24 protein-coding genes are annotated in these 24,957 nt (G+C 67.6%); 13 read left to right on the top strand and 11 right to left on the bottom strand.

The window, feature by feature from the left end; translation table 11 throughout:
• Window positions 1-32 precede the first annotated feature (32 nt).
• The 3 genes from GORHZ_RS16975 to GORHZ_RS16965 form a co-directional block, all read right to left on the bottom strand.
• On the bottom strand, window positions 33-557 hold the full coding sequence (locus GORHZ_RS16975) for an MSMEG_0572/Sll0783 family nitrogen starvation response protein (RefSeq protein WP_006335011.1): 525 nt from the start codon (window positions 555-557) through the stop codon (window positions 33-35).
• A gap of 325 nt (window positions 558-882) precedes the next feature.
• Entirely contained in the window at window positions 883-2,139 is a 1,257-nt protein-coding gene (locus GORHZ_RS16970; protein ID WP_006335010.1) for a lipase family protein, read from the bottom strand.
• A 131-nt stretch (window positions 2,140-2,270) separates the two neighbouring features.
• Window positions 2,271-3,692: an NAD(P)/FAD-dependent oxidoreductase gene (locus tag GORHZ_RS16965; RefSeq protein ID WP_006335008.1), complete on the bottom strand. Its 1,422-nt coding sequence runs from the start codon at window positions 3,690-3,692 to the stop codon at window positions 2,271-2,273.
• Window positions 3,693-3,798: 106 nt separating this feature from the next.
• Between GORHZ_RS16965 and GORHZ_RS16960 the strand changes: the two genes are divergently transcribed.
• The 3 genes from GORHZ_RS16960 (at window position 3,799) to GORHZ_RS16950 (ending at window position 6,215) form a co-directional block, all read left to right on the top strand.
• Window positions 3,799-4,434 carry a TetR/AcrR family transcriptional regulator gene (locus tag GORHZ_RS16960; protein WP_006335006.1) on the top strand — a complete coding sequence of 212 codons (636 nt, stop codon included), beginning with the start codon at window positions 3,799-3,801 and terminating at the stop codon, window positions 4,432-4,434.
• 2 nt (window positions 4,435-4,436) lie between these two features.
• Window positions 4,437-5,516 carry an HNH endonuclease gene (locus GORHZ_RS16955; RefSeq protein WP_006335004.1) on the top strand — a complete coding sequence of 360 codons (1,080 nt, stop codon included), beginning with the start codon at window positions 4,437-4,439 and terminating at the stop codon, window positions 5,514-5,516.
• An 81-nt stretch (window positions 5,517-5,597) separates the two neighbouring features.
• Window positions 5,598-6,215 (top strand): GreA/GreB family elongation factor, encoded by a 618-nt coding sequence (locus tag GORHZ_RS16950; protein ID WP_006335002.1) that lies wholly within the window; start codon window positions 5,598-5,600, stop codon window positions 6,213-6,215.
• A gap of 29 nt (window positions 6,216-6,244) precedes the next feature.
• Here GORHZ_RS16950 and GORHZ_RS16945 read toward each other — a convergent pair whose 3' ends face one another.
• A complete protein-coding gene (locus GORHZ_RS16945; RefSeq protein ID WP_006335000.1) occupies window positions 6,245-6,835 on the bottom strand; it encodes a histidine phosphatase family protein in 591 nt (196 codons plus the stop codon).
• Between the two features lie 183 nt (window positions 6,836-7,018).
• Here GORHZ_RS16945 and GORHZ_RS16940 point away from each other — a divergent pair, with 183 nt between their 5' ends.
• Together GORHZ_RS16940 and GORHZ_RS16935 are read left to right on the top strand one after the other, a co-directional pair.
• Window positions 7,019-7,978 (top strand): phosphotriesterase family protein, encoded by a 960-nt coding sequence (locus tag GORHZ_RS16940; RefSeq protein ID WP_006334998.1) that lies wholly within the window; start codon window positions 7,019-7,021, stop codon window positions 7,976-7,978.
• Window positions 7,979-7,992: 14 nt separating this feature from the next.
• Window positions 7,993-9,495, top strand: coding sequence for an AMP-binding protein (locus GORHZ_RS16935; RefSeq protein WP_006334996.1), 1,503 nt, complete (start codon window positions 7,993-7,995; stop codon window positions 9,493-9,495).
• Between the two features lie 21 nt (window positions 9,496-9,516).
• Here GORHZ_RS16935 and GORHZ_RS16930 read toward each other — a convergent pair whose 3' ends face one another.
• From GORHZ_RS16930 to GORHZ_RS16910, 5 genes are all read right to left on the bottom strand, one after another.
• Window positions 9,517-12,957, bottom strand: coding sequence for a hypothetical protein (locus GORHZ_RS16930; protein ID WP_006334994.1), 3,441 nt, complete (start codon window positions 12,955-12,957; stop codon window positions 9,517-9,519).
• Window positions 12,958-13,091: 134 nt separating this feature from the next.
• A complete protein-coding gene (locus GORHZ_RS16925; protein ID WP_006334988.1) occupies window positions 13,092-13,727 on the bottom strand; it encodes a TetR/AcrR family transcriptional regulator in 636 nt (211 codons plus the stop codon).
• A gap of 4 nt (window positions 13,728-13,731) precedes the next feature.
• Entirely contained in the window at window positions 13,732-14,784 is a 1,053-nt protein-coding gene (locus GORHZ_RS16920; protein WP_006334987.1) for a phosphotransferase family protein, read from the bottom strand.
• On the bottom strand, window positions 14,781-16,043 hold the full coding sequence (locus tag GORHZ_RS16915) for an acyl-CoA dehydrogenase family protein (RefSeq protein ID WP_006334986.1): 1,263 nt from the start codon (window positions 16,041-16,043) through the stop codon (window positions 14,781-14,783). Before GORHZ_RS16915 ends, GORHZ_RS16920 begins: the two co-directional genes overlap by 4 nt.
• A 41-nt stretch (window positions 16,044-16,084) precedes the next feature.
• Window positions 16,085-16,900, bottom strand: a complete 816-nt coding sequence (locus tag GORHZ_RS16910) for an SDR family oxidoreductase (protein WP_040532346.1) — start codon at window positions 16,898-16,900, stop codon at window positions 16,085-16,087.
• A gap of 840 nt (window positions 16,901-17,740) precedes the next feature.
• On the opposite strand from GORHZ_RS16910, the gene GORHZ_RS16905 reads away from it, so the two are divergent.
• The 5 genes from GORHZ_RS16905 to GORHZ_RS16885 are packed head-to-tail and all read left to right on the top strand — an operon-like array spanning window position 17,741 to window position 21,078.
• Window positions 17,741-18,022: a hypothetical protein gene (locus tag GORHZ_RS16905; protein WP_006334983.1), complete on the top strand. Its 282-nt coding sequence runs from the start codon at window positions 17,741-17,743 to the stop codon at window positions 18,020-18,022.
• 2 nt (window positions 18,023-18,024) lie between these two features.
• Window positions 18,025-19,032 (top strand): FAD:protein FMN transferase, encoded by a 1,008-nt coding sequence (locus tag GORHZ_RS16900; protein WP_083877334.1) that lies wholly within the window; start codon window positions 18,025-18,027, stop codon window positions 19,030-19,032.
• Complete coding sequence (locus tag GORHZ_RS16895; RefSeq protein ID WP_006334980.1) at window positions 19,029-19,604, top strand: ferric reductase-like transmembrane domain-containing protein; 576 nt, start codon at window positions 19,029-19,031, stop codon at window positions 19,602-19,604. Before GORHZ_RS16900 ends, GORHZ_RS16895 begins: the two co-directional genes overlap by 4 nt.
• On the top strand, window positions 19,601-20,860 hold the full coding sequence (locus tag GORHZ_RS16890) for an NADH-ubiquinone oxidoreductase-F iron-sulfur binding region domain-containing protein (RefSeq protein ID WP_006334974.1): 1,260 nt from the start codon (window positions 19,601-19,603) through the stop codon (window positions 20,858-20,860). The genes GORHZ_RS16895 and GORHZ_RS16890 overlap by 4 nt, the downstream gene beginning before the upstream one ends.
• Entirely contained in the window at window positions 20,860-21,078 is a 219-nt protein-coding gene (locus tag GORHZ_RS16885; RefSeq protein WP_006334973.1) for a ferredoxin, read from the top strand. The genes GORHZ_RS16890 and GORHZ_RS16885 overlap by 1 nt, the downstream gene beginning before the upstream one ends.
• Window positions 21,079-21,384: 306 nt before the next feature.
• On the opposite strand, the gene GORHZ_RS30140 is transcribed toward GORHZ_RS16885, so the two are convergent.
• The gene (locus GORHZ_RS30140; protein WP_245551449.1) at window positions 21,385-21,630 is read right to left on the bottom strand and encodes an SDR family oxidoreductase; all 246 of its coding nucleotides are present in this window, start codon (window positions 21,628-21,630) and stop codon (window positions 21,385-21,387) included.
• Window positions 21,618-21,761 (bottom strand): hypothetical protein, encoded by a 144-nt coding sequence (locus GORHZ_RS31720; RefSeq protein WP_245551448.1) that lies wholly within the window; start codon window positions 21,759-21,761, stop codon window positions 21,618-21,620. The genes GORHZ_RS30140 and GORHZ_RS31720 overlap by 13 nt, the downstream gene beginning before the upstream one ends.
• A 262-nt stretch (window positions 21,762-22,023) precedes the next feature.
• Here GORHZ_RS31720 and GORHZ_RS29545 point away from each other — a divergent pair, with 262 nt between their 5' ends.
• The 3 genes from GORHZ_RS29545 to GORHZ_RS16870 all read left to right on the top strand — a co-directional run bounded on the left by GORHZ_RS29545 (window position 22,024) and on the right by GORHZ_RS16870 (window position 24,887).
• A complete protein-coding gene (locus tag GORHZ_RS29545; RefSeq protein WP_169330679.1) occupies window positions 22,024-23,490 on the top strand; it encodes an RNA polymerase sigma factor in 1,467 nt (488 codons plus the stop codon).
• 138 nt (window positions 23,491-23,628) lie between these two features.
• Entirely contained in the window at window positions 23,629-24,279 is a 651-nt protein-coding gene (locus tag GORHZ_RS16875; RefSeq protein WP_006334964.1) for a hypothetical protein, read from the top strand.
• A 26-nt stretch (window positions 24,280-24,305) separates the two neighbouring features.
• Window positions 24,306-24,887, top strand: coding sequence for a class F sortase (locus GORHZ_RS16870; protein WP_006334962.1), 582 nt, complete (start codon window positions 24,306-24,308; stop codon window positions 24,885-24,887).
• The last annotated feature ends 70 nt before the right edge of the window (window positions 24,888-24,957 follow it).

The raw sequence follows: 24,957 nt of genomic DNA, 5'->3' as shown, positions 1-24,957 counted from the left end.
CCTCGCTGTGGAATCGTCTGTGCTGCAGCGGGTCAGACCATGTAGGTCGAGTTGATGATCGCGCCCTTGCGGGCGTAGTGGATGATCGCGTCCTGCACGTCGAGCGGGTGGGCCGGGATCACGCCCTCGATGAGGTCCTCCTCGCGGCCGCCGTGCAGAGCGAGTCCGAAGCGGCAGCAGAAGACGGTGCCGCCCTCGGAGATGAAGGTCTCCAGCGAGTCGTTGATGTTCTGTTCGCCGGGGAAACCGGAGTCACCCGTCTTCGGAAAGCCGCGGGTTGCAAGGCAGTTGATGGCCCCGGGACCGTAGAAGTAGATGGCGGATTCGAAGCCCTTGCGCAGCGCGCGGGTGGCCTGCAGGACCGCCACGAAGGAGACCGACGATTCGTGGGCGATGCCGTGCACCAGTGTGAAGTACGTTTCGCCGTCTTCGGCTTGGTAGTCGGGGAAGATCTTGGTGCCGCCGTAGATGTTGGAGCCCTTGGGAAGTGACGGATGCGGGATCTCGGCGAGGGACTTGGCGATGTTCTCGGTGATGGCGTCGTCGAATGAGGGCACGGAGGTCTCCTGGAATGTCTGCGACGGGCACAGGCCCGCCGGAACAGGTGCTGAGGGTGGGGCGACGTTGCCTCGAACGATATGGTCGATCCGGTGGATCGAGGTGAGTAGCCCTGCTCGGCTACGACATTCAGTTCACGCCCAGCGTATTACGTGGTGGTTACGCGCGGAATAATTGAGCGCCCGATCTCTGTAACATGGAGCGGTCGGGCGCCGGCGTCGCGCAAACGCCCACCCGTTTGGTGAACGCGCACGTCAAACCTGCGCGCGAACCGAGCGGGTGCGCGTTTGTCTTGTGCGCGTTTGTCTTGTGCCGTGCCTGGGGTTACGCCACGGACAGACGCCGACGCAGTCGGGCGATCTGGTCGCGCGGGTTGCGCTGCCCGGCGATCGCCGTGAGGTCGCGGCCCTGTTGCGGACGGCCCTCGAACCGGTCGGTCAGCCAGCCGACCGCCAACGGCCCGGACAGCGGCAACAGCGAATAGTGTTCACTGAGCTGATCGCGCACATAGGTGACCCGTGTTCCGCCGGCTCGGTAGCGCTCGACCTGCCGGTCCACGTCGGCGACGCTGATGATCTCGTCGTGCACGGCCTGCACCACAAGCAGCGGCACTGTGGGTGCGGTGTGGCCGAGTTCGAGGTCGCGCATCATCTCGACCATCTCGGGCAGTTCGAGCACGTCGGCGAGCGGCATGTCGAGGTATTTCCCGATGTCGTGGTGAGCGAACCGTCGGATCGCCTGCAGTGTCGGCAGGTTCTCGATCTCGGCGAGGTTCTCTCGGCCGTGGTCGGTGGCGTGTTCGACGATCACCTTGTCGAGTTCGGGATAGACGCGCCGCAGCCCGGCAATCGCCATGACCGGCAGGCCGGCGTGCAGACCGCCGTTGAGGCGCAACAGCGCCGATTTCATGTCACCCACGGGTGAGCCGAGTACCGCACCGACGATGTCGAGCTCCGGTGCGTAGGAGGGTGCCATCTCGGCCGCCCAGGCCGTGGCCATCCCGCCGCCGGAGTAGCCCCAGAGGCCGATGGGTGTCTCGGCCGAGAAGTCGGTCTCGTCGAAGGCCATCGCCGCGCGGATACCGTCGAGCGTGCGGTAGCCGGGTTCGCGGGGCGCACCCCACGCGCCGAGCATGCCCTCGTGGTCCGGGATGGACACCGCCCACCCCTTGGCGAGCGCGCGCCGGACGACGAGGAACTCCATCGGCACGATGGTGTGCGCCGACTGGGCTCCGGTCTGCAGGGCGTAGGAGGGGAAGCAGCACGTCGTCACGGCGTCGATGGCCGACTGGAACGACAACAGCCGCAGTGGACCGTCCGTGCGCTTGCGGGGCAGCACGATCGTCGTGGCCGCAACGCTGGGTTCGCCATGCAGGTCGGTCGACCGGTAGAGGAGCTGCCAGGCGTCGGAGCGGTGGTGGGACGCCCAGTTGGTCTTCAGATCGACCTGGCGGCTGCGGATGATCTCACCCGGCGCGAGCACGTCAACGCCCGCCGGGGCTGCGTAGAACCGATCCTCCGCGGGCAGGACAGGACCTATTGCCGCCGGGGTCACCGACACCTGTGTCGCGTTCGCCGTCATCAAAACCTCCGCACGCGATCATCGGTGTTCGCGCACAACGATGAGCGCGATCTTCACCACCTCAAATGATCACTTCAGAGAAATATAACAACGAACGTTGTCAGGACATTCCGGGCCCCCGGCAGGTGCGTCTAGACCCCGAGAAGGGCTGCCCGATCCTCGTCCTCGACGTCATCACCGAGCAGTGGCGCGTCGATCTCGTCGGCCGACCGCAGCAAACGCCGCTTCTCCCGCCAGTCCCCGAGCATCCGCCGCTGCTGGAAGCGCAGGTCGGCGAGGACGTCGCGGGCGGAGGAATCCGGTCGCCGCAGTGCCCGGGTCAGCGCTCCGACGAGCGTGCGGGGCGGCATCATCGCGGCCGGCGGCTGAACCCGGTTGTAGATGTCGGCGAAGACCCCGGCGACCTCCGGGTCCCGTCGCGCGAGGTGGTAGAGCTCGTATTCGAGCGGTGACGGTGGCATCGCGGAGGCGAGGAAGTTCGTCCACTGGTAGATGTCGATGCAGTCGCGTTCGCGGTCGGTGGCCCACTGCTCGGTGGCGCGATCCACGGCGTCGGGATCGACACCGTTTCTGGCTCCCAGGCACGGTGCGAGGGCCTCACCGAGCAACCGTCCGTAGCGCAGCGCATCGCGGATGCCCTGCGCGGTGACCGGGTCCTTGAAGTGGCCCGCGTCGCCGGGAAGCGCCCAACCCGGTCCCGACGACTGGCGGAAATACGATTCGATCCCCGTGCAGGACCGCACCCGGGAGACCAGTTCGCATCCGTCGAGCCGACGGGCCAGGCCCGGGATCGCCTCGATGCCGCGCAGGTAGGCGTCCTGGGCGCGGCGTCCCCGGAACTCGTCGTCGAGGTCGGTCGGCGGCTGCAGCAGGCACAACAGGTCGCCGCCGTCGCACGGGAATGCGACGCCGAGCAGGCGGCCGACCCGCCACTGGGTGGCGATGTGGCGCAAGTCGGTTCGGGCATCCGACCAGTAGGCGTAGTAACAGGAGCGGCCACTCGTGGAGGTGAGACTCGGGGTACGGGCGCCCACCTGTTCGGCGACGAAACTCTTGCGACCGTCGGCCCCGACGACGATCGGCGCGCGGACCTCGTGCTCGACATCGTCATCGTCGGTATAGCGGACCCCGACCACACGACCGTCGTACCAGACCAGGCCGGTCGCACGACACCGTTCGCGGACCTCGGCGCCGGCGTCGATGGCCGTGCGGACGAGCGCAGCGTCGAGGTGGGTACGACGCAGACACATCGCGTAGTCGATCCCGGAGACCGTCGAATACCCTGTCCGCCAGCCGATGTCGTCGAGGATCGCCTCAGCAAGCGGCAGCCGCGGCGCTCCGGCCGCCTCGACGGCCGGTAGCGCGCCGAGCGCCGCGACCTCGGCCAGCGTGGACGGCCACAGCAGGTGCGTGGACAGCGTGTCGGACGGAAAGTGTGCAGCATCGATGACCAGCACACGCAGCCCCCGCTGGCACAGGGCGATGGCGGTGGCCGAACCGGCGCACCGCCCACCGATGATGACGGTGTCGAACTGCTCGACGGCTGAGCTCATACCCGCTCCTCCCGGCCGACCCCTGACACGCAGTCCGACACCGTGTCAGACAGGACGTTATGCCTGTACAACGTGGGTGTCAAGGGCGGCGCGTAGCATCGTCGGCATGGCTTCGGTGACCAGGTCGCAGGCGGCGCAGGCCCGCGAACATCGACTCGAGGTCACCGAGCGGGTTCTCGGTGCCGTCGAGGAGTTGCTCGCGACGGGCGAACGGTTCACGGAATTGCCGGTACAGCGCATCGCCGAGCAATCCGGGATGTCGCGCACGAACTTCTACCAGTACTTCCCCAACAAGAGCCAGGTGCTGATCGAGGTCGCGGAGGTCGGATCGGCGGAGTTCTTCGCGGCACCGACCTCCTGGTTCGCCGACGACGCATCGCTGGACGCCGGGGTCGCCGGCGTGGCCCGCGCCATCGGGGACATGGTCGCCGAGTTCCGCAAGCACTGGCCGCTGATGCGGGCGCTCGGAGAGGCCGCGGCCTATGACGCGGACGTCGCCGGGTTCTGGTTCGGCCGCATCGACGAGTTCATCGATTTCGCATCGGGTCGTGTCGACGAGTGGCGAGCGGCCGGAAGGGTCGATGATTCGGTCACCTCCGCCTCCATCGCCGGGCTCACCTGGATGGTGGAACGAACTGTGACACAACATGTCCTGCACCCGCGAACCGACACATCCGACGATGAGCTGATCGCCGCGCTGTCCCGCACGATCTGGTTGACGATCACCGCGGGCGCCGAGTGAGGGTGACGCCGCCGGGACCCTCCGACCCGTTGGCGCTCGGCCAGCGACTCGTCGCGGTACTCGAGAGCGGACAGCGCACGGCCACCTACAAGCTCGCGGTGATGGTCGCCCTGCTCGACATTGCCGTCGAGTCGGTGCCCGACGATCCGGACGAGCCCGTCGCCATCGACCTCGACGACCTCTCCCATCGGGTGATGGACCTCTACTGGCGGCAGCTACGGCCGCTCGACGGTCACGTATTACGGCAGTCCAATGACGGTCGCGGCGTGGTGTTCAGGGCGGTCACCGGACTGCGCGAGGCGACCGAGACACCGCGGCGCCGCGTGCCGCTGGAGGTCGCCCAACGTCAGGCGCCCGATGCCTACCTCCAGGCGCGCACAACGGTGAAGCACAAGCTGGTTCGCTATCCGCTGAAGCTGCTGCAGAACGTCGGACGCCACACCGGCAGTGAGAGATTCCTCTACGACGACTCCTGGATGGGCACCGATTCGGCCCAAGTGATTGCCCAGCACGACAACCGATTCCACCTCTTCGGAGGTGTCGGCACCACACTGGCCCGGTTGGCACCATTGCTCAAGCCGGCCTTCCAGCTCGCGTGGGTCGATGACGTTCGCCGGATGAACCGGGGGTTGCTCGACGAGGGCCCAGATCTCGCGTTCCACCTGTTCGGTACGGATCGGATCTCGCTCCAGCGCCCGGGTGCGATTCTGGCCGAGGCCTTCGGATCATCGTGCTTTTACTGCGACGCTCGGCTGCGGACCGAACGCCATGTCGATCATGTACTGCCGTGGTCGCGGGTGGGACTCGACGGTATGTCGAATCTGGTGCTGTCGTGCCAATCGTGCAACTCGTCGAAATCCGATCTCCTTCCCGACCACACCCATGTGCGGCGTGCCCTGGGCCGTGGCCGAGTCGTCCTCGACGAGCTCGCGGATTCGATCGACTGGCCCAGCCAGTTCGACCGCGTCGTGTCGGCGGCTCACGGGCTCTACGCGACACAGCCGGCGGGGAGCCCGGTCTGGCTGGCGCGCAACCAGATCCTGACACTGTCGCGCATCGACTTCGTGTGGCCCGGTTCCTGAGCCGGGTTCGGTTCGATGTGTCCGAATTGTCGGACACGTGTTCTAGCCTGCTGCCATCAGGATCGATGATGGAAGGCGAGGATGACCACCGGACACAGCGCACCTCAGAACGGCGTCACGGGACAGGGCACGGGCATCGACCACTGGCGCGAACGCCTGGGCGAGGTGACGACCCTGCGAACCGAGCAACTCGCATCTCACGGCCGGCGCGCACCGGCCCGGTGGGACTCGTCTCCGGACAATGCACGCATCTGGGCACTCGAGCGGGCGCTGACCCGACTCACCGCGTCCATCCACGAGCTCGACCGGGAGATCATCGCCGAACGCCGTGCGGCAGACCCGGACGAGAGCGAGGGGCTGTACAGCGCGGTGGAGCGACGCGGCGCGGCCACCGAGCGCGGTCGGGAACTCGCCCGGGAACTCACCGAACTCTCCGCGCGACGACCCCTGGCGACGATCCACTCCATCCTGGGAAGACACATCGTCGCACCCGGGCTCGTCGTCGACGTGTACTTCGGCGGGGACACGCGCGACGCGGATCGGCTGGAGATCGTCCGGGACAGGGCCCTGCGGGCGAACCAGTGCTCGACGAGATCCCCTCTGGGCCAGGCCCTGCTGGGCAAGCATCCGGGGCAGACGATCCGCTACCGCAACCACGACGGCCGGGAGGTGGTGGTGACGATCGTGCGGATCGGGTGAGATCCGTCGCCTGCATCGGCCCCCCGGCCTCAGGGCCGCAGGTGGTCGATCTCGTTGAGGGACAGCACCTGTCGATACCCGTCCGGGAGGGCCAGCACCCGGGACACCGAGGTGTAGAAGGGATCGGCGAAGAAGATCTTGGGTGCGCCGAGGATGTGGGATAGGTAGGCGTTGATGACACCACCGTGGCACACGACGGCGATCACCGTATCGTCGTCGCGTTCGGCGACCGACTCGATACCCTCGACCACCCGACTGCGGAAGAGCAACGGATCGAAGACGTTGTCGCCGAGGCGCCCGTTGTTCATGTCGTCGAAGGCCAGGCGCCGGTCGGTGTAATTGTGCGAGGCGCCATAGACCGTCCAACCGTGGTTGAGCTCGACGAGCCGCTCATCGAGCGCGAGGTCCAGGGCCAATGCGTCACGCACGAAGCCCGCGGTCTGTGCGGCCCGGCGCATCGGGCTGCTGACGAGGTGCCCGACCTGCCCGTAGCGCCCGTCGGCGAGCGCCTTCGCCAGGAGCTTTGCCTGTTCCTCACCTTCGAGCGTGAGATCCGGGTCTGCCCCGTTGGGATCGGACAGCCGGAACGGTTGGGCATGGCGGATGAGCAGCAGTTCCATGCATCCAGTTCACCGCATGGGGTCGGGGGCACGAGTCCTGGGGTGACGGTCTCGACCGCATGCCCGCAACGGGAGAAGGGTCGTGCACGGTCCGCGCAAGACTTGAACTTGAACTCATACCCAAATACAGTGGCGGCTGCAAGTGACCTGGACCACATTGCGACCGATTTGTGAAGGACCAGAATGAGCACCGTCAATACCGTCACCGGACCCGTCGACTCCGCCGATCTCGGCAACGTCCTCGTCCACGAACATGTCTTCGTCCTCGGCGAGGAGTACCGCGAGAACTACCAGTACGACTGGGACGAGGAGGAGAAGATCGCCGAAGCGGTCCGCGACCTGCGGGAGCTGAAGAGCCTCGGGATCGACACCATCCTCGATCCGACGGTGCTCGGTCTCGGCCGCTACATTCCGCGCATCCAGCGGATCGCCGAGCAGATCGACCTCAAGCTCGTCGTCGCCACCGGCCTCTACACCTACAACGACATCCCGTTCCAGTTCCACTACACGGGTCCGGGCCTGCTGTTCGACGTACCCGAGCCCCTCGTGACGTTCTTCGTCCGGGATCTCACCGAGGGCATCGCCGACACCGGTGTCAAGGCCGCGTTCCTCAAGTGCGCGATCGAGGAACAGGGTCTGACGCCGGGCGTGGAGCGCGTGATGCGGGCCGTCGGACAGGCGCATGTGCAGACCGGGGCACCGATCACCGTGCACACCAATCCGCACACCCAGTCGGGTCTGGTCGCACAGAAGATCCTCGCCGAGGAGGGTGTGGACCTGACCAAGGTGGTCATCGGCCATTCCGGTGATTCGACGGACCTCGATTACCTGATGCAGCTCGCCGACGCCGGGTCGATCCTGGGCATGGATCGCTTCGGCCTCGACGTGCTGTTGCCGTTCGAGGACCGCATCAACACCGTTGCCGCGCTGTGCGAGCGGGGTTATGCGGATCGGATGGGACTCGCCCACGACGCGTCCTGCTTCATCGACTGGTTCGATCCGGAGGCCAAGCTTGTGGCGGTGCCGAAATGGAACTACCGCCACATCAGTGAGGACGTCCTGCCCGCTCTGCGCGAGCGCGGTGTCAGCGACAAGGACATCGATACGATGCTCGTCGATGTTCCACGTCGGTATTTCGAGTGACGGAAGGAACCTCCATGGCCAACACTGTCGCGGGGATCTGGTCCACCGCAGAACAATCCCCGGAACGTGTCGCCGTCCGCAGTGCCGGACGGCAACTCTCCTATGGCGAACTTCGCGACCGAATTGCCCATTCGGCCACCGGGTTTGCCGAGCGCGGCGTGATCGAGGGTGATCGTGTGCTCCTGATCGCCCCGTCGGTCGCCGAGTTCGTCATCGCCTACTACGCCCTGCAGACGATCGGCGCGACGACCATCACCATGAATGTGATGTCGACGTCGCCGGAGATCGACTACGTGATCGACGATTCCGGGACGACCCTGGTCGTCGCCTGGCACGAGTGCGCGGAGAATCCGCGTCGCAGTGCGCAATCCGCCGATCTGCCCTTCGTCGAGATCCGTCCCTTCCACGAGACGCCCGACGATCACGCGCCGATCCCGGCCTATGTCGACCGCGCCGACGACGCCATCTCGGTGATCCTGTACACCTCGGGCACCACGGGGAGACCCAAGGGCGCGGAGTTGACGGTGGCCAACATCAACGCCTGCCCGGTCGCGTTCCGGCAGCTGATGCAGGTGACGCCGGATGACCGGTGGGCCACCGCGCTACCGCTGTTCCACGTGTTCGGGCAGGCCATCGTGATGAACTCGGCGTTGTCGCAGGGGTGCAGTCTGTCGTTGCTGAGTCCGTTCTCCCCCACCGCGTTTCTCGATATGCTGCGCGACGAACAGATCACCATCGCGTGTGGGGTGCCGACGATGTGGAACGCGATGCTGCAGGTGGCCGACGGGTACTCGCCGGAGGACTTCACCGCGCTGCGGCTGGCCGGTTCGGGTGGTGCGGCGCTGCCGGCCGAGGTGATCCGCGCGTTCGAGACGAAATTCGGCTGCAAGATCCTCGAGGGCTACGGGCTGACCGAGACGGCCGGTGCGGCAACCTTCCACGACATGAACGGCGTTCCGGTCGTCGGCACGGTCGGTCCGGCCCTGCCCGGTACGCAGGTCGAGGTCCGTGACCCTGATGGTGGCGTCGTCGCGACCGATGTCGTCGGCGAGATCTTCATCAAGGGCCCGACGGTGATGAAGGGCTATTGGAATCGGCCCGACGCGACGGCGGCCGAACTCGTCGACGGCTGGTTCAAGACCGGTGACCTCGGCTCGATGGATGTGGCGGGAAATGTGCGCATCGTCGACCGGGTGAAGGATCTCATCATCCGCGGCGGCTACAACGTCTATCCACGGGAGGTCGAGGAGGTGCTCTACGAGCATCCCGACATCGTGGAGGCCGCGGTGGTGGGTGTTCCCGACGAACACTACGGTGAGGAGATCGCGGCGGTCATCGCGCCGCGATCCGGCGCGGAGATCGATCCGGATGCGTTGCGGGAGTGGGCCAAGGAGCGCTTGAGTGCCTACAAGGTACCGCGCATCGTTGCGTTCGTGGACGCCTTGCCGAAGGGTGCCACCGGCAAGATCCTCAAGCGGGCGATCGACCGGGAGGTGTTGCGGACCGTCGCCCACTGATCGTCTGTGCGCGGGGCCGACTCATCGGTGGCAGACGAGGGCCGCGAGGGTGTCGAATCCGAGGCTGCGGTCGGGATCGCCGGTGGTGCACAGGTCGGTGCCGGCGGCCCGGCGCAGGGCCTCGACGGTGCGCCTCGAGAGCGTCCACCCGAGCGGCACCTCGACCGACGGGACCAGCCGGGGTGCCACGGTGATGACCGACCCGTCGTAGGTGGTCTCACCGTCGGTCCGGTCCATCCGTGACCGCAGGGCGGCCCGGGTGGCCTCACACGAGCCGGCGACGGCATTCACGCACACCTCGTCGAACGCGTTGGTGATGCGCTGCACCCAGCTCTCCTTACCGGCCAGTGCTTTCTGCGCGGCGCGCCCGACCACCGGCACCAGAGCCTCCGGGGTCGCCCCGGGCGCCCCGACCGGGCGGGCGACCTGCGGCTCGTCGTCGAGATAGACGACATACGGGATCACGTAGGGCACGTCGCCGCCCGCCGAAGCATTGTGCCGCGCGATGATCTGCGCCAGCTCCGGTGCGATGTCGGCGACGGTGCCCAGGCCGGTGGAGTCGGCGTAGCCCCCGTCGATGAGCTGCCACGAATTGTCGTGGCACTCCGGGTTCGCAGTGTGCTGGGTGGCGGGCGCGAAGATCCGGCCCGACGGCGTGACATAGGGGAACCGTGCCGACAGCATCGCGGCGGTCGCCCACGACATCGTCGGCACGCAGCCGTGGAACACGTCCGCGAAATCGACTGAGATGGCGGGCTGTCCGGTTGCGGTGACACAGTCGGAGATGTCGGTGTCCTCACCCAGAGTCTGCGGGGCCGTCACGCCGAGCCGCAGCTGGCTGATCAGCATCCGGCAGTGCACGCCGGTCGACGTGGAGTTGAAGACCAGCGCTCCGGTGGGAGCGCCGGTCCGGCTCCACTGGTAGTCCTCCCGCAGCGCGGGAATCTGGTGTTCCCAACCGTCTTCGATCAACGCGGCCCGGTCATTCCAGGTGAGAGCACCGTCGTGGCGCTGGGCGCGCAGCCCGGTGGCGCTGGCCACGGTGTCCCCGACGACCGTCGACGACAGCCCGGCGGCCAGCGCCTGCGGATCGGTGAGGGTGGTGGCCGCCGACCGGATCTCGTCGGCGGCCTTCGCGACGCCGCTCGGGTCGGAGGGATCGCCCGAGTCGGCCGTCTCGGCGCGGGCCAGGGCAAGTCCGACCGAGCCACCACTGACTCCGCTGGACAGGAAATTGGCTGCGCTGCCACAGATCCCGTTGCCCGCCGGGCCGTCGGCGCTGCGCATCATCGTCGCCATGGAGTTCGCGGTCCACACCGCGGCACGGATGCCGCCACCACTCGCGGCGACGAGAACCAGGGGCCGCGCCGAAACGGATTGCCCGTCGGCCCCGATCTGGTAGGCGCAGTCGGTGTTGGTGTTGACCCACGCGGTGAACGCGGCATCGAGGTCCGCGCGGGTGTCCCCAGCGGCCATGGCCTGATAGTCGCGCGCGTGGATCCGGTGGAGATCGGGATCGCCCCCGGTGAGGGTGACGACGACCATCAACACCAGCGCCAACGACAGGATCGGCGCGGCCTCCATCGACAGGACCGCGAAGATCTCTGGTGGCCTTCGGTATTGGATTCCGACGATAATGACACCGAGCAACAGCGGCCACACCCCGATGACGAATGTGACGGTGCCCATGATGCCGAACGCGCTCGCGGTTCCGCTCGGCGCGATGGCGTAGGCCGCGAGTGGGATGACGACGAGCACGCCGAGAACCACGAGCAGTTTGCGTCGGGCACCGTCGTCGGCGAGCGCTCGTTGCAGTCGCCGTGCCAAACGGATCATGGCGTGCGACGGCTCGCGGTCGGAGCCGGCCGCGAACGGGTCCAGACGCAACGCGATCGCCGCGAGCGCGGAGACACCCATCAGGAACACCACCGCGACGCCGAACGCCACCTGCGCACGCTGGGGTGCCACCGCCTCACCCCCGACGGCCGCGTCGAGCGCGATCGGTCCGGCGAAAGCTCGGATCAGTCCGAGGGCGCCGAACCCGAGAAACAAGATGACACAGATGTTTCCGACGATCTGCACATCGCTCCCGGTGATCGTGGTGGCACGCGCGCGGGCCTGCACCCGGACCTCGTGCCGCATCGCGAAGAACGTGTAGACCGGCCCGGCGATCACGATGACCGTCGGGATCACCATCACGAGGACCCGCCACCGCGGCTCGGCGCCCGACCACGCAACCACGATCGCCGTCACCGACAGCGCCACGCCCCACACCGCCACGCCGATGGCGCTGATGACGCGGCGCCGTGGAACATCACCATCGAGCGACAGTTCGACGAGCCGGATCGGGACCGAGATGACCGCAGCGATGACGCCGTGGTGTCCAGCACCCTCCTGGCCCGTCAGCTCGACGAGCCGGATCAGGGCCGAGGTGACCGCTATCGTGGCGAAGAACAACACGAAGAAGGCCACCACGTTGGCATCCACGAGATCTCCGTGCCGCCAGCGCAGCGCGATCGCGGCGACGAGCACACCGGTCGGGGCGATGAGCCACAACCACAGCATCGCCGGAGACCGGTTGCGGATGCCGTGGTCCTTGACCCTGATCCCGACGAGGTTGGCGCGCCAGGACCCGATGAAGAACAGTCCGGCCGCGATGACACCGTAGGCGACCAGGATCACCAGCGCCGACGACCACCGGAAATCGGTGCCCAGCCAACGTCGTTGGGCATCGGGGATCTGGTCGAGCGCTCCCGAGGCCGGGAGCAGGCTCATCACCGCGAGCAGGACGACGACGACAACCGACAACCGCTGAATCCACACGCACTCGGCCTGCTTCTTGACCGAGCGCACAACCACACGCCGGAAGAAGTCGTTCCGCGCGACAGCGAGTATCACCGCGACCACGGCCAACCACTTGCATGTCGCGACGACGGCGATCGCGACGTGCAAGCCGTGCGCGGTGTCGTCGTGGGCGACGAATCGGGAGGCGATGACGAGCAGCAGGATCTCGAGGAGTGCGGCGGCGGCGAACACTCCCACCGAACCGGCCGCGATGCGGCTGTAGCCGGCCTGGTCCGGTGACGATGTCGCCGTCACGATTATCCGGGCGAGCAGATAGGTGATGCAGACGACGAACACGAACTCACACACCGCAAGAGCGACGATCAATGCAGCGACGATGCCGTGGATCTGCGAGATCGCCTCGGGCCCGTCCCGCCAGGCCGACCATCCGTCGATGTTGGCGAGCGCGGAGGGGCCGACGACTCCGCGAATCGTCGCGTGGTCCCCAGTCGTGGTGCTACGACCGATGATCCGGTCGACCTCGGTCATCGCGATATAGGCACCGACGCCGATGAACAGGGCCAGCCACCAGAGGTATCGACTCGTCCACTTCAGAGTCGACGAGCTTTCGCCACCACCGTGCGGTGACCGCACCGGTGGGGGATTCCCGGTGGCCATGCACCGAATTCTGGCAGCCGGATTCGGGTGCCGAAAGACTTCGCGGCACGGTTACACACAGTGAATGACAGACCGAGTGAACGACAAGCCCGGGAATGAGTGAACCCGGCAACGGGACACACCGCGTGCCGGCGTCAGGCCGGTCGGCGCAACCCGATGCCGTTGACCCAGAGTCGGGTGGCGGTGAACACCAAGTCGTCGATGTCGACGTCGTCGCCGAGGGCGAAAGCGCTGTAGGCCATCCGCGACACCATCCCCGACAATGCGGCGGCAGCCCCGAGCGGATCGAGGTCGGGGTCGGCCAGCCCGCGTTCCTGCAGCTCGCGGATCCGGCGCGCGTTGCGTTCGACGAAGACCTGGCCCCGTCGACGCCGGATCTCGCGGAACTCGGGGCTGATGCCGGCGACCTGTTCGCGCACCAGCATCAGTTGGGCGTTACGCCGATAGGCCTCGAAGTAGGCCCGGTTGGAGGCCTCGATCACCGCGGCCGGGTCGTCGGAGAACTCGGCTTCCACATGTGGCAGCCCCGGATGCAGCATGTCCTCCTGCGCCGCGGCGAGCACCGCGTCGAGGATCTCCTCCTTGCTGTCGAAGTAGGTGTAGAACGACCCGGTCGCGCAGCCGGCCTCCGCGGTGATGTCGGTGAGCCGGGAATCGGTGAATCCATCACGCTCGAACACCGTCCGGGCGGCCGCCACCAGCGCGGCGCGGGTGCGTTCGCCGCGCGCGGTGACGGGCGTCTTGGTCGAGTCGACGGATTCGCGGGGCATCGTCCTATAGTCCCGCGTCGTCGGCGACCGCGACCGCACGTGCGACGAAATCGTCGACATGTGCCGGGGTCGGGACGCCGGCGGCGGCACGATTGGCGGGATTGTCCCGGGCGCGGCGCAACACGCCCTCGGCGATGATCGCCACCTTCCACAGTCCCAGCGCATGCCAGTACTTCAATGCCTGCGGGTCGCGCCCGGTGCGTTGCAGATAGGCCCGCGCCAGCTCGCCACGATCACAGAAGCCGTCCATGACCTCCACCGGCTCGCCGAGCAGCACCGCGTCGGTCGGCTCCGGCCAGTAGGCGAGCGTGGAGCCGATGTCGGCGAGCGGATCACCGAGCGTGGACAGTTCCCAGTCCAGCGCCGCGGTGACCGCCCCCGACGCGGGATCGATCATGACGTTGCGCAGGTGGAAGTCTCCGTGCACCAGCGTCGTCTCATGCTGTTCGGGCATGGTGGCCGCCAGACGCCTGGTCAGCGCGTCGAGTTCGGGGATCTCGCGGGTCTTGGACTGCTCCCACTGCGTGCTCCACCGCTTGAGCTGACGCGGCGCGTACGGCTTGTGGCTGGCGAGGTCCGACAACCCGACGGCGTCGAGATCGACGGTGTGGATGCGCGCGAGGGTGTCGGTCATCCAGATGCCGACCGCGTGCCGGGTCTCGAGCGGAAGGGGCTCCGCGGCCCGACGGTCCGACAGCACCGTGCCGTCGACGTACTCCATCGCGACGATCGGCACCGGACTCACCGTGTCGTCGCGACACACCCCATAGATGCGTGGCACCGGGACGTCGGTGTCGGCAAGCGCCGACAGGATGCGGGCCTCGCGGGCGACGTCGTGGGCGGAGGCCAGCAGGTGTCCGACGGGCGGGCGGCGCAGCACCCACCGCGCCCCCGCCTCGTCGGACATGACGTAGGTCAGGTTGGACTGACCGAACCCGATACGGGCACCGGTGATCTCGCCGCGCGGCTCGATGCCCACCGCGCCCAGCCACACCCGCAGCGCCGACATGTCGGTGTCCGGGAGGACCACTCCCGACGCCGCTGCCGTGTCGTTCATCGGGACACGAGCGCCTGATCCGAGACGCCGGCGACGGTCTCCGGCACGGCGCCGCTGCGGTACGGCCGCAGCTCACGACGCGCGATGGCCCGCTTGTGCACTTCGTCGGGACCGTCGGCCAGCCGCAGCGTGCGAATGTGCGCGTACGCCATCGCGAGCGGGAAGTCGTCGGTGACACCGCCGCCGCCGTGCACCTGGATCGCCCGGTCGATGATCTTCAGCGCGATGTTGGGCGCGGCGACCTTGATGGCGGCGATCTCGGTGGCGGCGGCCTTGTTGCCGACGGTGTCCATCATGGCGGCGGCCTTGAGCGTGAGCAGGCGCACCATCTCGATGTCGATGCGTGCCTCGGCGATCCAGTCCTGGATGTTCGCGCGGTCGGCGAGCGGCTGACCGAAGGTGACCCGCTGCGTCGCGCGGGCACACATGAGTTCCAGTGCGCGCTCGGCCATACCGATGGTGCGCATGCAGTGGTGGATGCGGCCGGGCCCGAGACGGGCCTGCGCGATGGCGAATCCCTCGCCTTCGCCGGAGAGCACGTCCTTCGCGGGAACCCGCACGTTGTCGAAGATCAGCTCGCCGTGGCTCTCGCGGTCGACGTAACCGAACACCGGCAGGTTGCGCACGATGGTCAGGCCGGGGGCGTCGGGTGCGACCACCATCATCGACTGCTGTCGGTGGGTGGGGGCGCTCGGATCGGTCTTGCCCATCACGATGAGCACCTTGCAGTCCGGGCGGACCGCGTTGGACGCGAACCATTTGCGCCCGTTCAGGACGTATTCGTCACCGTCTTTGACCATGGACAGTTCGACGTTGGTGGCATCGGAGCTGGCGACGGCGGGTTCGGTCATCGCGAACGCCGAGGCGATCTCACCGTTGAGAAGCGGCTTGAGGTAGCGCTCCTTGTGCTCGTCGGTGCCGAAGAGGGTGAGCACCTCCATGTTGCCGGTGTCGGGGGCGTTGCAGTTGAACACCTCCGACGCCCATACGACGCGACCCATGATCTCGGCGAGCGGGGCGTATTCGAGGTTCGACAGGCCCGGACCCCACTCGGGGTGCGGGTGGAAGAGATTCCACAGGCCCGCCTCCTTGGCCTTCGCCTTGAGTTCGATCAGGATCGGCGGGGTCGCGTGCGGGTCCGCCGACTCCCGCATCTGCTGGTCGTAGACCGCCTCGTTCGGGTAGACGTGGGCGTCCATGAACTCGAGCAGCCGGGCGCGATAGGACTCGCTGCGTGCGGACGGGTTGAGCAGATCCATCTGTGTCTCCTTCTGTCTGCGGTCAAGGGTGCTTTCGCGTCTCACGACGCGGAGTCGGTGAGGCTGCGTTGATAGCGACGCATACCGTGCAGCCAGCGGTCATAGTCGGCGCCCTTCTGCCGGTACATGTCCAGCACCTCCGGATGCGGGAGGATGAGGAACCGCTCGTCGTCGACGGCGGCCATCACGATCTCGGCGACCTCGTCGGGGGTCAGGACCTTCCCGGCGGTCTCGACGGCACGCTGCATGATCATCGCGTCCTCGTGAGGACTCGCGTCGGGCCGCAGGAGTTTGGTGTCGACACCCATCGGGCACAGGCAGCTCACCCGCACGCCCTGGTCGCCGTAGGTGACATTGAGCCACTCGGCGAAGCCGACGGCCGCGTGCTTGGTGACCGAGTAGGTGGCCGATCCGATCTGGGTGAGGAGCCCGGCGGCCGACGCGGTGGAGACGAAGTAGCCGCCGCCGCGCTCGATCCACTCGGGAACGAGTCGTCGGGCCGCGCGGACGTGGGCCATGAGGTTGACGTCGATGGTCGTCGCCCAGGCATCGTCGGGGGCCAGGTAGGGCGCGCCCATGATGCCGGCGTTGGCGAAGTACATATCGACCGGCCCGAACCGGGATTCGGCAAGGTCGATGGTGGCCTCGATGTGATCGACCGAGGACGCGTCGCCGGCGATCGACGCGACCGCTCCGGGGGACGTGGTCTCGATCTGCGCGGCGATCGCCCCGAGGGAGGTGTTGTCGATGTCGGTGAGGACGACCCGCGCACCATTCTCCGTGAGTGCGGTGGCGAGCGCGGCGCCGATACCGCCGGCGCCTCCGGTCACGATGGCCACTTTGCCCTCGAGCTGCATCAGCACGTCCCTCTGTCGCGGATCAATTGTCACGAACGTACTTGAATCCGCCTTCAAGTTCAAGAGATTGGGTGGGATCCGATCTCGAAAAAGTCTCGGCGACGTGTAACGCGGGTCTGACACGCGGCGATGTCCTAACCGGGTGGTCTCGTGATCCGTTACGGCGGCCGCCCCAAAACCCAATCGCGAGACCCGATGGGGCGGGTGGCGACACCCGACATCGGCTCACGACCACGTCGGAGGGAGGTTGCACATGTTTTACGCTATTGCCCAGTTGGTCCAGGGAATTCTCGGCGCAGTTGCGGGCTTCCTCTGGTGAGTCCGGTCTCCAGCGGTCCGATTTGTCAAGCGAGTAACCCCTCTCCGCCCGGACGTCGGCGTGGATGGCCGGACGGCATCGCTTGACCTCGAGCTCGATCAGACGCGGCACTGCGGCCGCGGTCCGTTCGGCATGTGCCGACGGCCCGGCGCGGTGCCGCGTTCGTTCGTTTGACCTATGTTCGGAAAATACTGCTGCACAAGCACTTCCAAGCCCGACAGGTGCGTTGTGCGGGTCGATTGAACGGGTTAATCACGTCGCCGTGCCCTGTGATCGGGACTACACTCATACGACAGGATCGACCCGATGGCCGAAGGGAGGTGCCCCATGTTGATACTGATCGGAGAGTTCGTCTTCAACATTCTCAGCGCGGTGCACAACTTCCTCTGGTGAGCCACCCACGCCGATCTGCTGTCGTCAAGGGCTGATTCGTAGCTGGGCTTCAGCGATCTCACAGTCATGCTGCGGATGCTGGAAGTCGAGTCGGAGAACACTCCGACGATCGACCGAAGGTAGACAGCATGGACACACGCACCGCCGGGTTCCGACGCATGCAGGGTGCGACGGTTGCCCTGGGCATCGGCGCGATTGCCGTGGTCGGCACGACGTCGGCGCTCGCATACGCCGACACACACCACAGCACGACGGGTGGCTCGGTGACCACCACGGGTTCCGACGGGTCCGCGGAATACGGCGAGTCGTCATCGGACGACTCGGGCGGCACCTTTCAGGGGTGGAATAACCAGGCGCCGGCCGTTTCGCCCGGCTTCGGTTCCTCACACGGTCAAAGCAGCGGGAGCTGATGATGACCGCCAATCCTCGCGACGTCACGCAGCCTTCCGACACCACGCAGCCCTCCGACACCACGCATCCCTCCCACACCAGCGACACCACCACCGTCACCTGGCGGGTCTGGGGTATGGACGCCGCCGTCACCGTCACCCGGCCCGGCGATGCCGGCGCCGCGAAGATCCTCGTCGAACGGGTGCTCGCCGACGTCGACCGGGCATGCAGCCGGTTTCGTGACGACGCCGAACTGTATTCGCCGTCGATCCGGGCCGGGCGACCCACACGGATCTCCCCGACCCTCGCCGCGCTGGTCGACACCGCACTCGACGCAGCCCGGCTCTCCGGCGGTGCGGTCGACCCCGCCGTCGGACACCATCTCGTGCTACTGGGATACGACCGCGACATCGACGCCCTCCGCACGGGCACAACCACCTCCCCCGTCGGCCGCCCCAGCTTCGTCGCGCGACGAGCACACGCGGGGATGATCCGCCGCCACGGTGACATGCTCACCGTTCCCGAGGGCGTCCTGCTCGACCTCGGTGCCACCGCCAAGGCCTTCGCCGCCGATCGCGCCGCCGACACCGTCGCCGACGCCCTCGGATGCGGGGTCCTGGTGAACCTGGGTGGCGATATCAGTGCCCGCGGCGTCACCCCCGACGGCGGCTGGCAGATCCTCGTCGACGACGGGCCCGGGGAACCGGCGACCCAGATCGCGATCCTGGGCGAGGGCGCGATCGCCACCTCGAGCACCCTGCACCGGCGGTGGCGGGACCGCTCGGGAGCCGAACACCATCACATCATCGATCCCGCCACCGGCCGCCCGGCGCCCGCGCACTGGCGCACCGTCACCGCGGTCGCGGCCCGCTGCGTCGAGGCGAACATCGTGACCACCGGATGCATCGTGAAAGGTGCGGCGGGACATCGGTGGCTGGCCGAGACCGGTCTACCCGCCCGTCTCGTCGGGCGCGACCGCACGGTCGTGACCCTGGGCGGCTGGCCGAACGAAAGCGAGGCCGCGGCATGATCAACGAGGCATTGTGGGCGCTGGGACGCGGCACCGGGATCACCGCCCTGCTCTTGCTGACGATCACGGTGGCGCTCGGCATCGCCACCCGATCCGGTCGCACCCTGTTCGGGCTGCCGAGGTTCGCGGTGCAGTCGGTGCACCAGTTCGCCGCGCTGACCTCGACGCTGCTCGTGGCACTCCACGTCGGCACGATGATCATCGACCCGTACGCGCAGGTGAATCTGATCGACGCGATCCTGCCGTTCGGATCGGCGTATCGCGGGCTGTGGGTCGGTCTGGGCACCCTGGCGCTCGACCTGCTCATCGTGGTCATCGTGTCGAGCCTGCTACGCAACCGTCTGGGCCCCAACACGTTCCGAGCCCTGCATTGGGCCACCTATGCGCTCTGGCCACTGGCGTTCGTCCACACGCTGGGCAGCGGCACCGACGTCGGGCAGCTGTGGATGATCACGGTGTGCGCCGTGTGCGCACTCGTCGTCGGCGCAGCGGTGACGGTTCGGCTCCGCACGGATTTCGCCGAATACCAGCAGACACGCATGCAACCCGTCGGAAAGGCGATCCCTCGATGACCAGCACCGAACGCATCGCCCCTCCCCCACCACCCTCGATCATGACCTCGACGCGACATCGGCTCCTGACCGGCGCCGGCGACGACCTCGCCCGCCATCACGAGATCTACGGCCCGCTGCCGGTCACCGACGGCTCCCTCATCGACGTGGCGACCGCCGCGGGACTGACCGGCCGTGGCGGAGCGGCGTTTCCGGTCGGACGCAAACTCGCGGTCACCCGCGAGGCGGCGACCCGACGTCGTCGGCCGGTCGCCGTCGCCAACGGCGCCGAGGGAGAGCCCCTGAGCCGCAAGGACATCGCGCTGCTCACCGGGTCTCCCCATCTCGTCCTCGACGGACTCACCGCCGCCGCGCGGGCGGTCGGTGCCACCACCTGCTACCTGTACACACCACCCGCCCTCGTCGAACGCCTGGAAGCGATCGTCGGCCACCGCGTCGCCACCGGATGGGATAAGACCGAGGTGACCGTCGTCGGCAGCGGCGACCGCTTCGTCGACGGTGAGGCATCCGCCGTGGTCGATCGCCTCGACGGCGGCGTCGGGATTCCCCGCGACCGGCGCCAACCACTAGCGGTCTCGGGACTGCGTGGCCGGCCGACGGTCGTGCAGAACGTGGAAACCCTGGCCCATCTCGCAACGATCGCCCGCTTCGGGTCGGACTGGTTCAGATCGGCGGGGACCCCGGACGAGCCGGGCACGATGATCGTCACCCTCAGCGGCGCAACGGGCATCCACGGCGTCGTCGAGACTCCGCTGGGAACCCCACTCGCCACGATCCTGTCGATGGTGGAGGACCTGCCGCCCGACGTGGTGTCCGGTGTTCTCGTCGGTGGCTTCCACGGCACCTGGGTTCATCCGGGCCGGATCGGGTCGTTGGCGCTGTCGCAGGCGTCGCTGGGCACCGTCGGTGCCGCACCGGGCGCCGGCATCATCCGTTATCTGCGGCGCAACGAATGCGGGCTCGCGGTCACTGCGGGGATCGTCGATCACCTCGCCGGCGAAAGCGCCGGACAGTGCGGCCCGTGCATGTTCGGGTTGCCCGCCCTCGCCGACGCCACCCACGATCTGCTGGTCATCGGTGGTCCGGCCCGCGCAAACACGGTGGCCCGGCTGGCCGCGACGATCGACCAACGCGGAGCGTGCAGCCATCCAGACGGGACCGCGCGGATGGTCCGCTCGGCGCTGCGGGTGTTCGCCCGCGACGTCGACGCCCACGCCCGCGGCCGGTGTATCGCACGAGGAAGAGGACACCGCTGATGACCACCCGCACCGCACCGCACCTGCACGTCGACTGGACCCGCTGCGACGGCCGTGGCCTGTGCGCCGAGCTTCTCCCCCATACCGTGACCCGCGATCAATGGGGCTATCCGGTGCCGCTCGACGGTACCCGCGAGCCGGTCATCGCCCCGGGGGATCGGGCACATGCCGGCCGCGCGGTCAGCGTATGTCCCCTGCAGGCGTTGTCGATCGAGTAGATGACTCGCGGCTTCTTCCCCCCGGCGCCGAAAAGTTGGCGATAGCGGCGCATTCTGACCGACGGCAACGCAGCCAGCCGCCTATCGGACGCAGGAGACCAGTCACCTATTTCCGAGCCACGCCACTAGGGCGTGTCTCCCAATTCTTCTGCAAGGTATTGGCGGAGTCGTTGGTTCTCTGGCAAGGCGGAGGAGGGAGCGATAGCGGCAGCTATCGTGACCGACGACAACGCCGCCAGAGGGCCAACGAGCCGCCAAGACCCGCAAAGGGAATTGGGAGACATGCCCTAGACTCAAAAGACACGATCAACCGCGAGCCGAAGGGAGGTTCCCATGTTGATTGTGATCGCAGAGTTCATTCGTAACATTCTCAACGCGGTGTACGATCTCCTCTTGTGACGGTTTCCGAATCAGGTCACAGCGGTGGAGTAGTTCAGCTGCATCGTGCGCTGATACGTCCTGTGCCAGCCAACGCAATTCACTCCCGCGGCGAGCCACCCCGATGACGTGAGCACCGCGCGATGCGAGCGCACGCGCGGCTACTCGACCCATCCCCGACGACGCACTGGTGACCACAATTGTGAGGCCGTGATGTCGCGGCCGCGACCGGTGAGCACGCGCTCGAAGCCGCTCGGCAACAGGGCGCGTCGCTGCATCAGGTCGAACAAGCTGGTGCGTGGCATTCGTCGATCATCGCTCGGCGTCCGATCACATCGACGGCCTCGGACTCTCGGGAACCGTGCGGACGCGTCGATCGAGTAGATGACCCGCTCGTTTTCGCACGGCAGCCGAACTCTCTGCCGAAAAGTTGTTGCATCCAGCCGTTCTCGTGACTCCGGTAGGTGAGCACCCCGATAGCGGGCGGCGATGGCGTGCGCCGTCGTTGGCCGGTATGCGGATGCCGACTACCATGACCTGCACGGATACGAGTCCCAGGAGACCGCGATGTCCGCACCACTCGACACCGGTGGCAACCACCCGCCGGACCATGTGATCGTTGCGGCGCTGCGCGGCGGCGACATGGATGCCCTCGCCACCGCCTACGACCGCTACGGGCCCGCGCTGCATACCTTCGCGTATTCGATGGTGCGCAGTCGCGAGCGGGCCGCCGACGTCACCCACGACAGTTTCCTGGTGGCCGTCGCCCGCATCGATCAGCTGCGCGACCCGTCACGGCTGCGTCCGTGGCTGTACGCGATCGTCCGTTCGGAATGCCTGCGGATGCTGCGCGGGGACAAGCGGGAGACGGCGTTCGAGGACTGGCACGACCAGGCCGCCGGTGACGACCCCGACGACGATCTCCATCGTCGGGAGGTGCAGGAGTTGGTGCGCTCTGCGCTCGATGGGCTCTCGCCGAAGGACCGCGAGATCGTCGAGCTCAGTCTGCGTCACGACCTGGACAACGCGGAGATCTCCGCGGTCCTCGGGGTGAAACCCTCCCACGTGACGGCGTTGACGTCGCGTAGCCGAAAAGCATTGGAACGCAGCCTCGGTACGTTGCTGGTTGCCCGTGCGGGTGGCGAGGGTTGCGACGAGCTCACCGAGTTGCTCGGCCACTGGGATGGTGTCTTCACACCGTTGTGGCGCAAACGCATCGCCAAGCATGTCGACAGCTGCGCGGTGTGCACAGGGGAACGACGCAGGCGGTTCACGCCCGCGGCGATTCTGGTGGCGCTCCCGCTGATCGCGGCACCGATCGTGCTGCGCGACCGCGTGCTCAGCGACGCCGAGCCGGTGCTGGTCGCGTACTCCCAGCACGCCGGGGACGCCCGGGCCGCCACGATGGTTCCGCAACCGGTCACCGCGGGCGGCGAGCCGCAGCCCGAACACGCCGACGCCTCGCCGACGGTGATCGGCGGGCGGGCGGCCTGGGATTACCCGACCGCCGAGCGTGCGGGGCACCGCTGGTGGATGTGGGCGACCGCGGCGATTGTGGCGCTGGTGGTGGCGGGTGGAGTGCTGGCGGCGGCAGCCCTCACCGTCGGCGGCAGCGACCCGTTACCTGAACCCGTCGTCGATGATGCGTCGACGACGCTGTCCACCCCGTCGAGTTCGTCGACGACCACCGCGCCCCCGCTGATCGAGCCACCCGGCATCGCGACGACACCCGAACTCGTCGTTCCGGGAACGCCACCGACGGTGGGGGACCCGGTGTCGCCCGAGGAACCTGTCTCCGAGCAGCCCGTGCCCGAGGAGCCGGTGATCTCCGAACCCGTGCCCGAGGAGCCGACGCCACCGGTGTCGCCACCGCAGGTGCCCGATCCCGCGCCGCCCGATCCCGTCCTGCCCGACCCCGTCCTGCCTGATCCCGTCCTACCCGATCCTCGGGTGCCGCCGTTCGATCCGGGACTCCGCAGCTGTCTGCCGGCGTGCGCTCCGATCACATCCCCGACGCCACCGCGAGTCAACTGACCACCTTCGGGCGGCCTTGACCTGCGACTTCGCGCTTTTCTCGATTTCTTTCACAGAAGTTGTTGCACCTCCGGGTGCGGCTGACTCCTACCTCTGAAGGCCGAAACAGCTCGGCCAACAGGACCACAGGAGCCAGCCATGAACATCGCCATCCACACCGCACGAAACATCCTTCTGGGAACCGCCGTCGCCGCCGCACTCATCGGCCCCGGCGCCGGTATCGCTCTCGCCGAGAGTCCCGCCCGGCAATTCGAGCCGGGCCTCAGCGTCGGCACCGTCACCCCGCCGCCGGCGGACCCCGGGGACATCCTGCCGCCGCCGCCCGATCCCGATCCGGCGAATCCCGATGACTTCCTACCTCCGCCCGCCGACCCGGTGGACCCCGGTCACGGCGGTCCGGGCGACTTGGGCACCGACGACGACGAACCGCCCGTGGACCCGTGCGAGGTCACCAACACCTGCCCGACCCCACCGTGCGATCCGGAGGTGGATCCCGACTGCCCGACCCCACCGTGCGACCCGGAGGAAGACCCCGACTGCCCGGTCGTGCTGTGTGACGTCGAGGAGGGTACGGGCATCTGCCCGCCGTGCGAGGCCGACGACACCTGCGATCAGACGACGACGCCTCTTCCGGAGACCGAGGATCCCGAGCCCGTGTCGTCGGATCGTCCCACCTTCGACACCGGGGACGAGCAGTCGGTCGCCGGCGCCGGTCTGGTCGGCGGCGGGATCGGCCTGATCATCGCCGGCGGTACGGCGGTCGCGGTGTTCCGTCGGCCCATCAAGTGAACGACCGGTCATCGTCGGGAGAAGCCATGAAGTCACGCGGAATTGCCACAGCGCTCGCGATCCTGCTCGCCGCGGCCGGAGTGCTGCTGCTGCTCACCGGGTGCGGCCGGAGCGACGGGTCGTCGGTGAAGCCTGCCCAGATCCTGTCCGGCTCGACCCAACCGTCTTCCGAGCGGACTGCGGCGATCGGCGATCCGATCCACGTGCGGGTGCCGTCGGTGCAGATCGACGCGGCAGTGAAGCCCATCGTCGGGAGCGGGGACGAGATCGACCCGCCGACCGAGAAGGACGCCTGGTGGTGGACCGAACGCGGCGCGCCCGGTTCGGAGGACACCGTCTATCTGGCCGGACACGCGATCCACAACGGTGACGGAGTGTTCAGTCCCCTACACCGGGTGCAGCCGGGAGCGCAGATCCGGTTGGACACGACCGCCGGGACCCGGGTCTACCGGGTCGACGCCACCGCGACCTACGACAAGCACAACCTTGACCACTACGACGAGGTCTGGCGCGCGGTGCCCGGTCGGCTGATCCTGGTCACCTGCTTCGTCGTCGACGGTCGGGCCACCCAGGACAACTACCTGGTCTACGCATCATTGCTCAGCTGAAAGGAGGAGCGCCACAACTGAATAACGATTCCCTCTACGGTGAGCCGGGGCATCTGTCCGATGCCCCGGC

Source organism: Gordonia rhizosphera NBRC 16068 (genome assembly GCF_000298195.1).
GTDB classification, from domain to species: Bacteria; Actinomycetota; Actinomycetes; order Mycobacteriales; family Mycobacteriaceae; genus Gordonia; species Gordonia rhizosphera.
The sequence above is the reverse complement of the archived record's forward strand: the minus strand, read 5'-3'. Positions and strand labels throughout refer to the sequence as shown.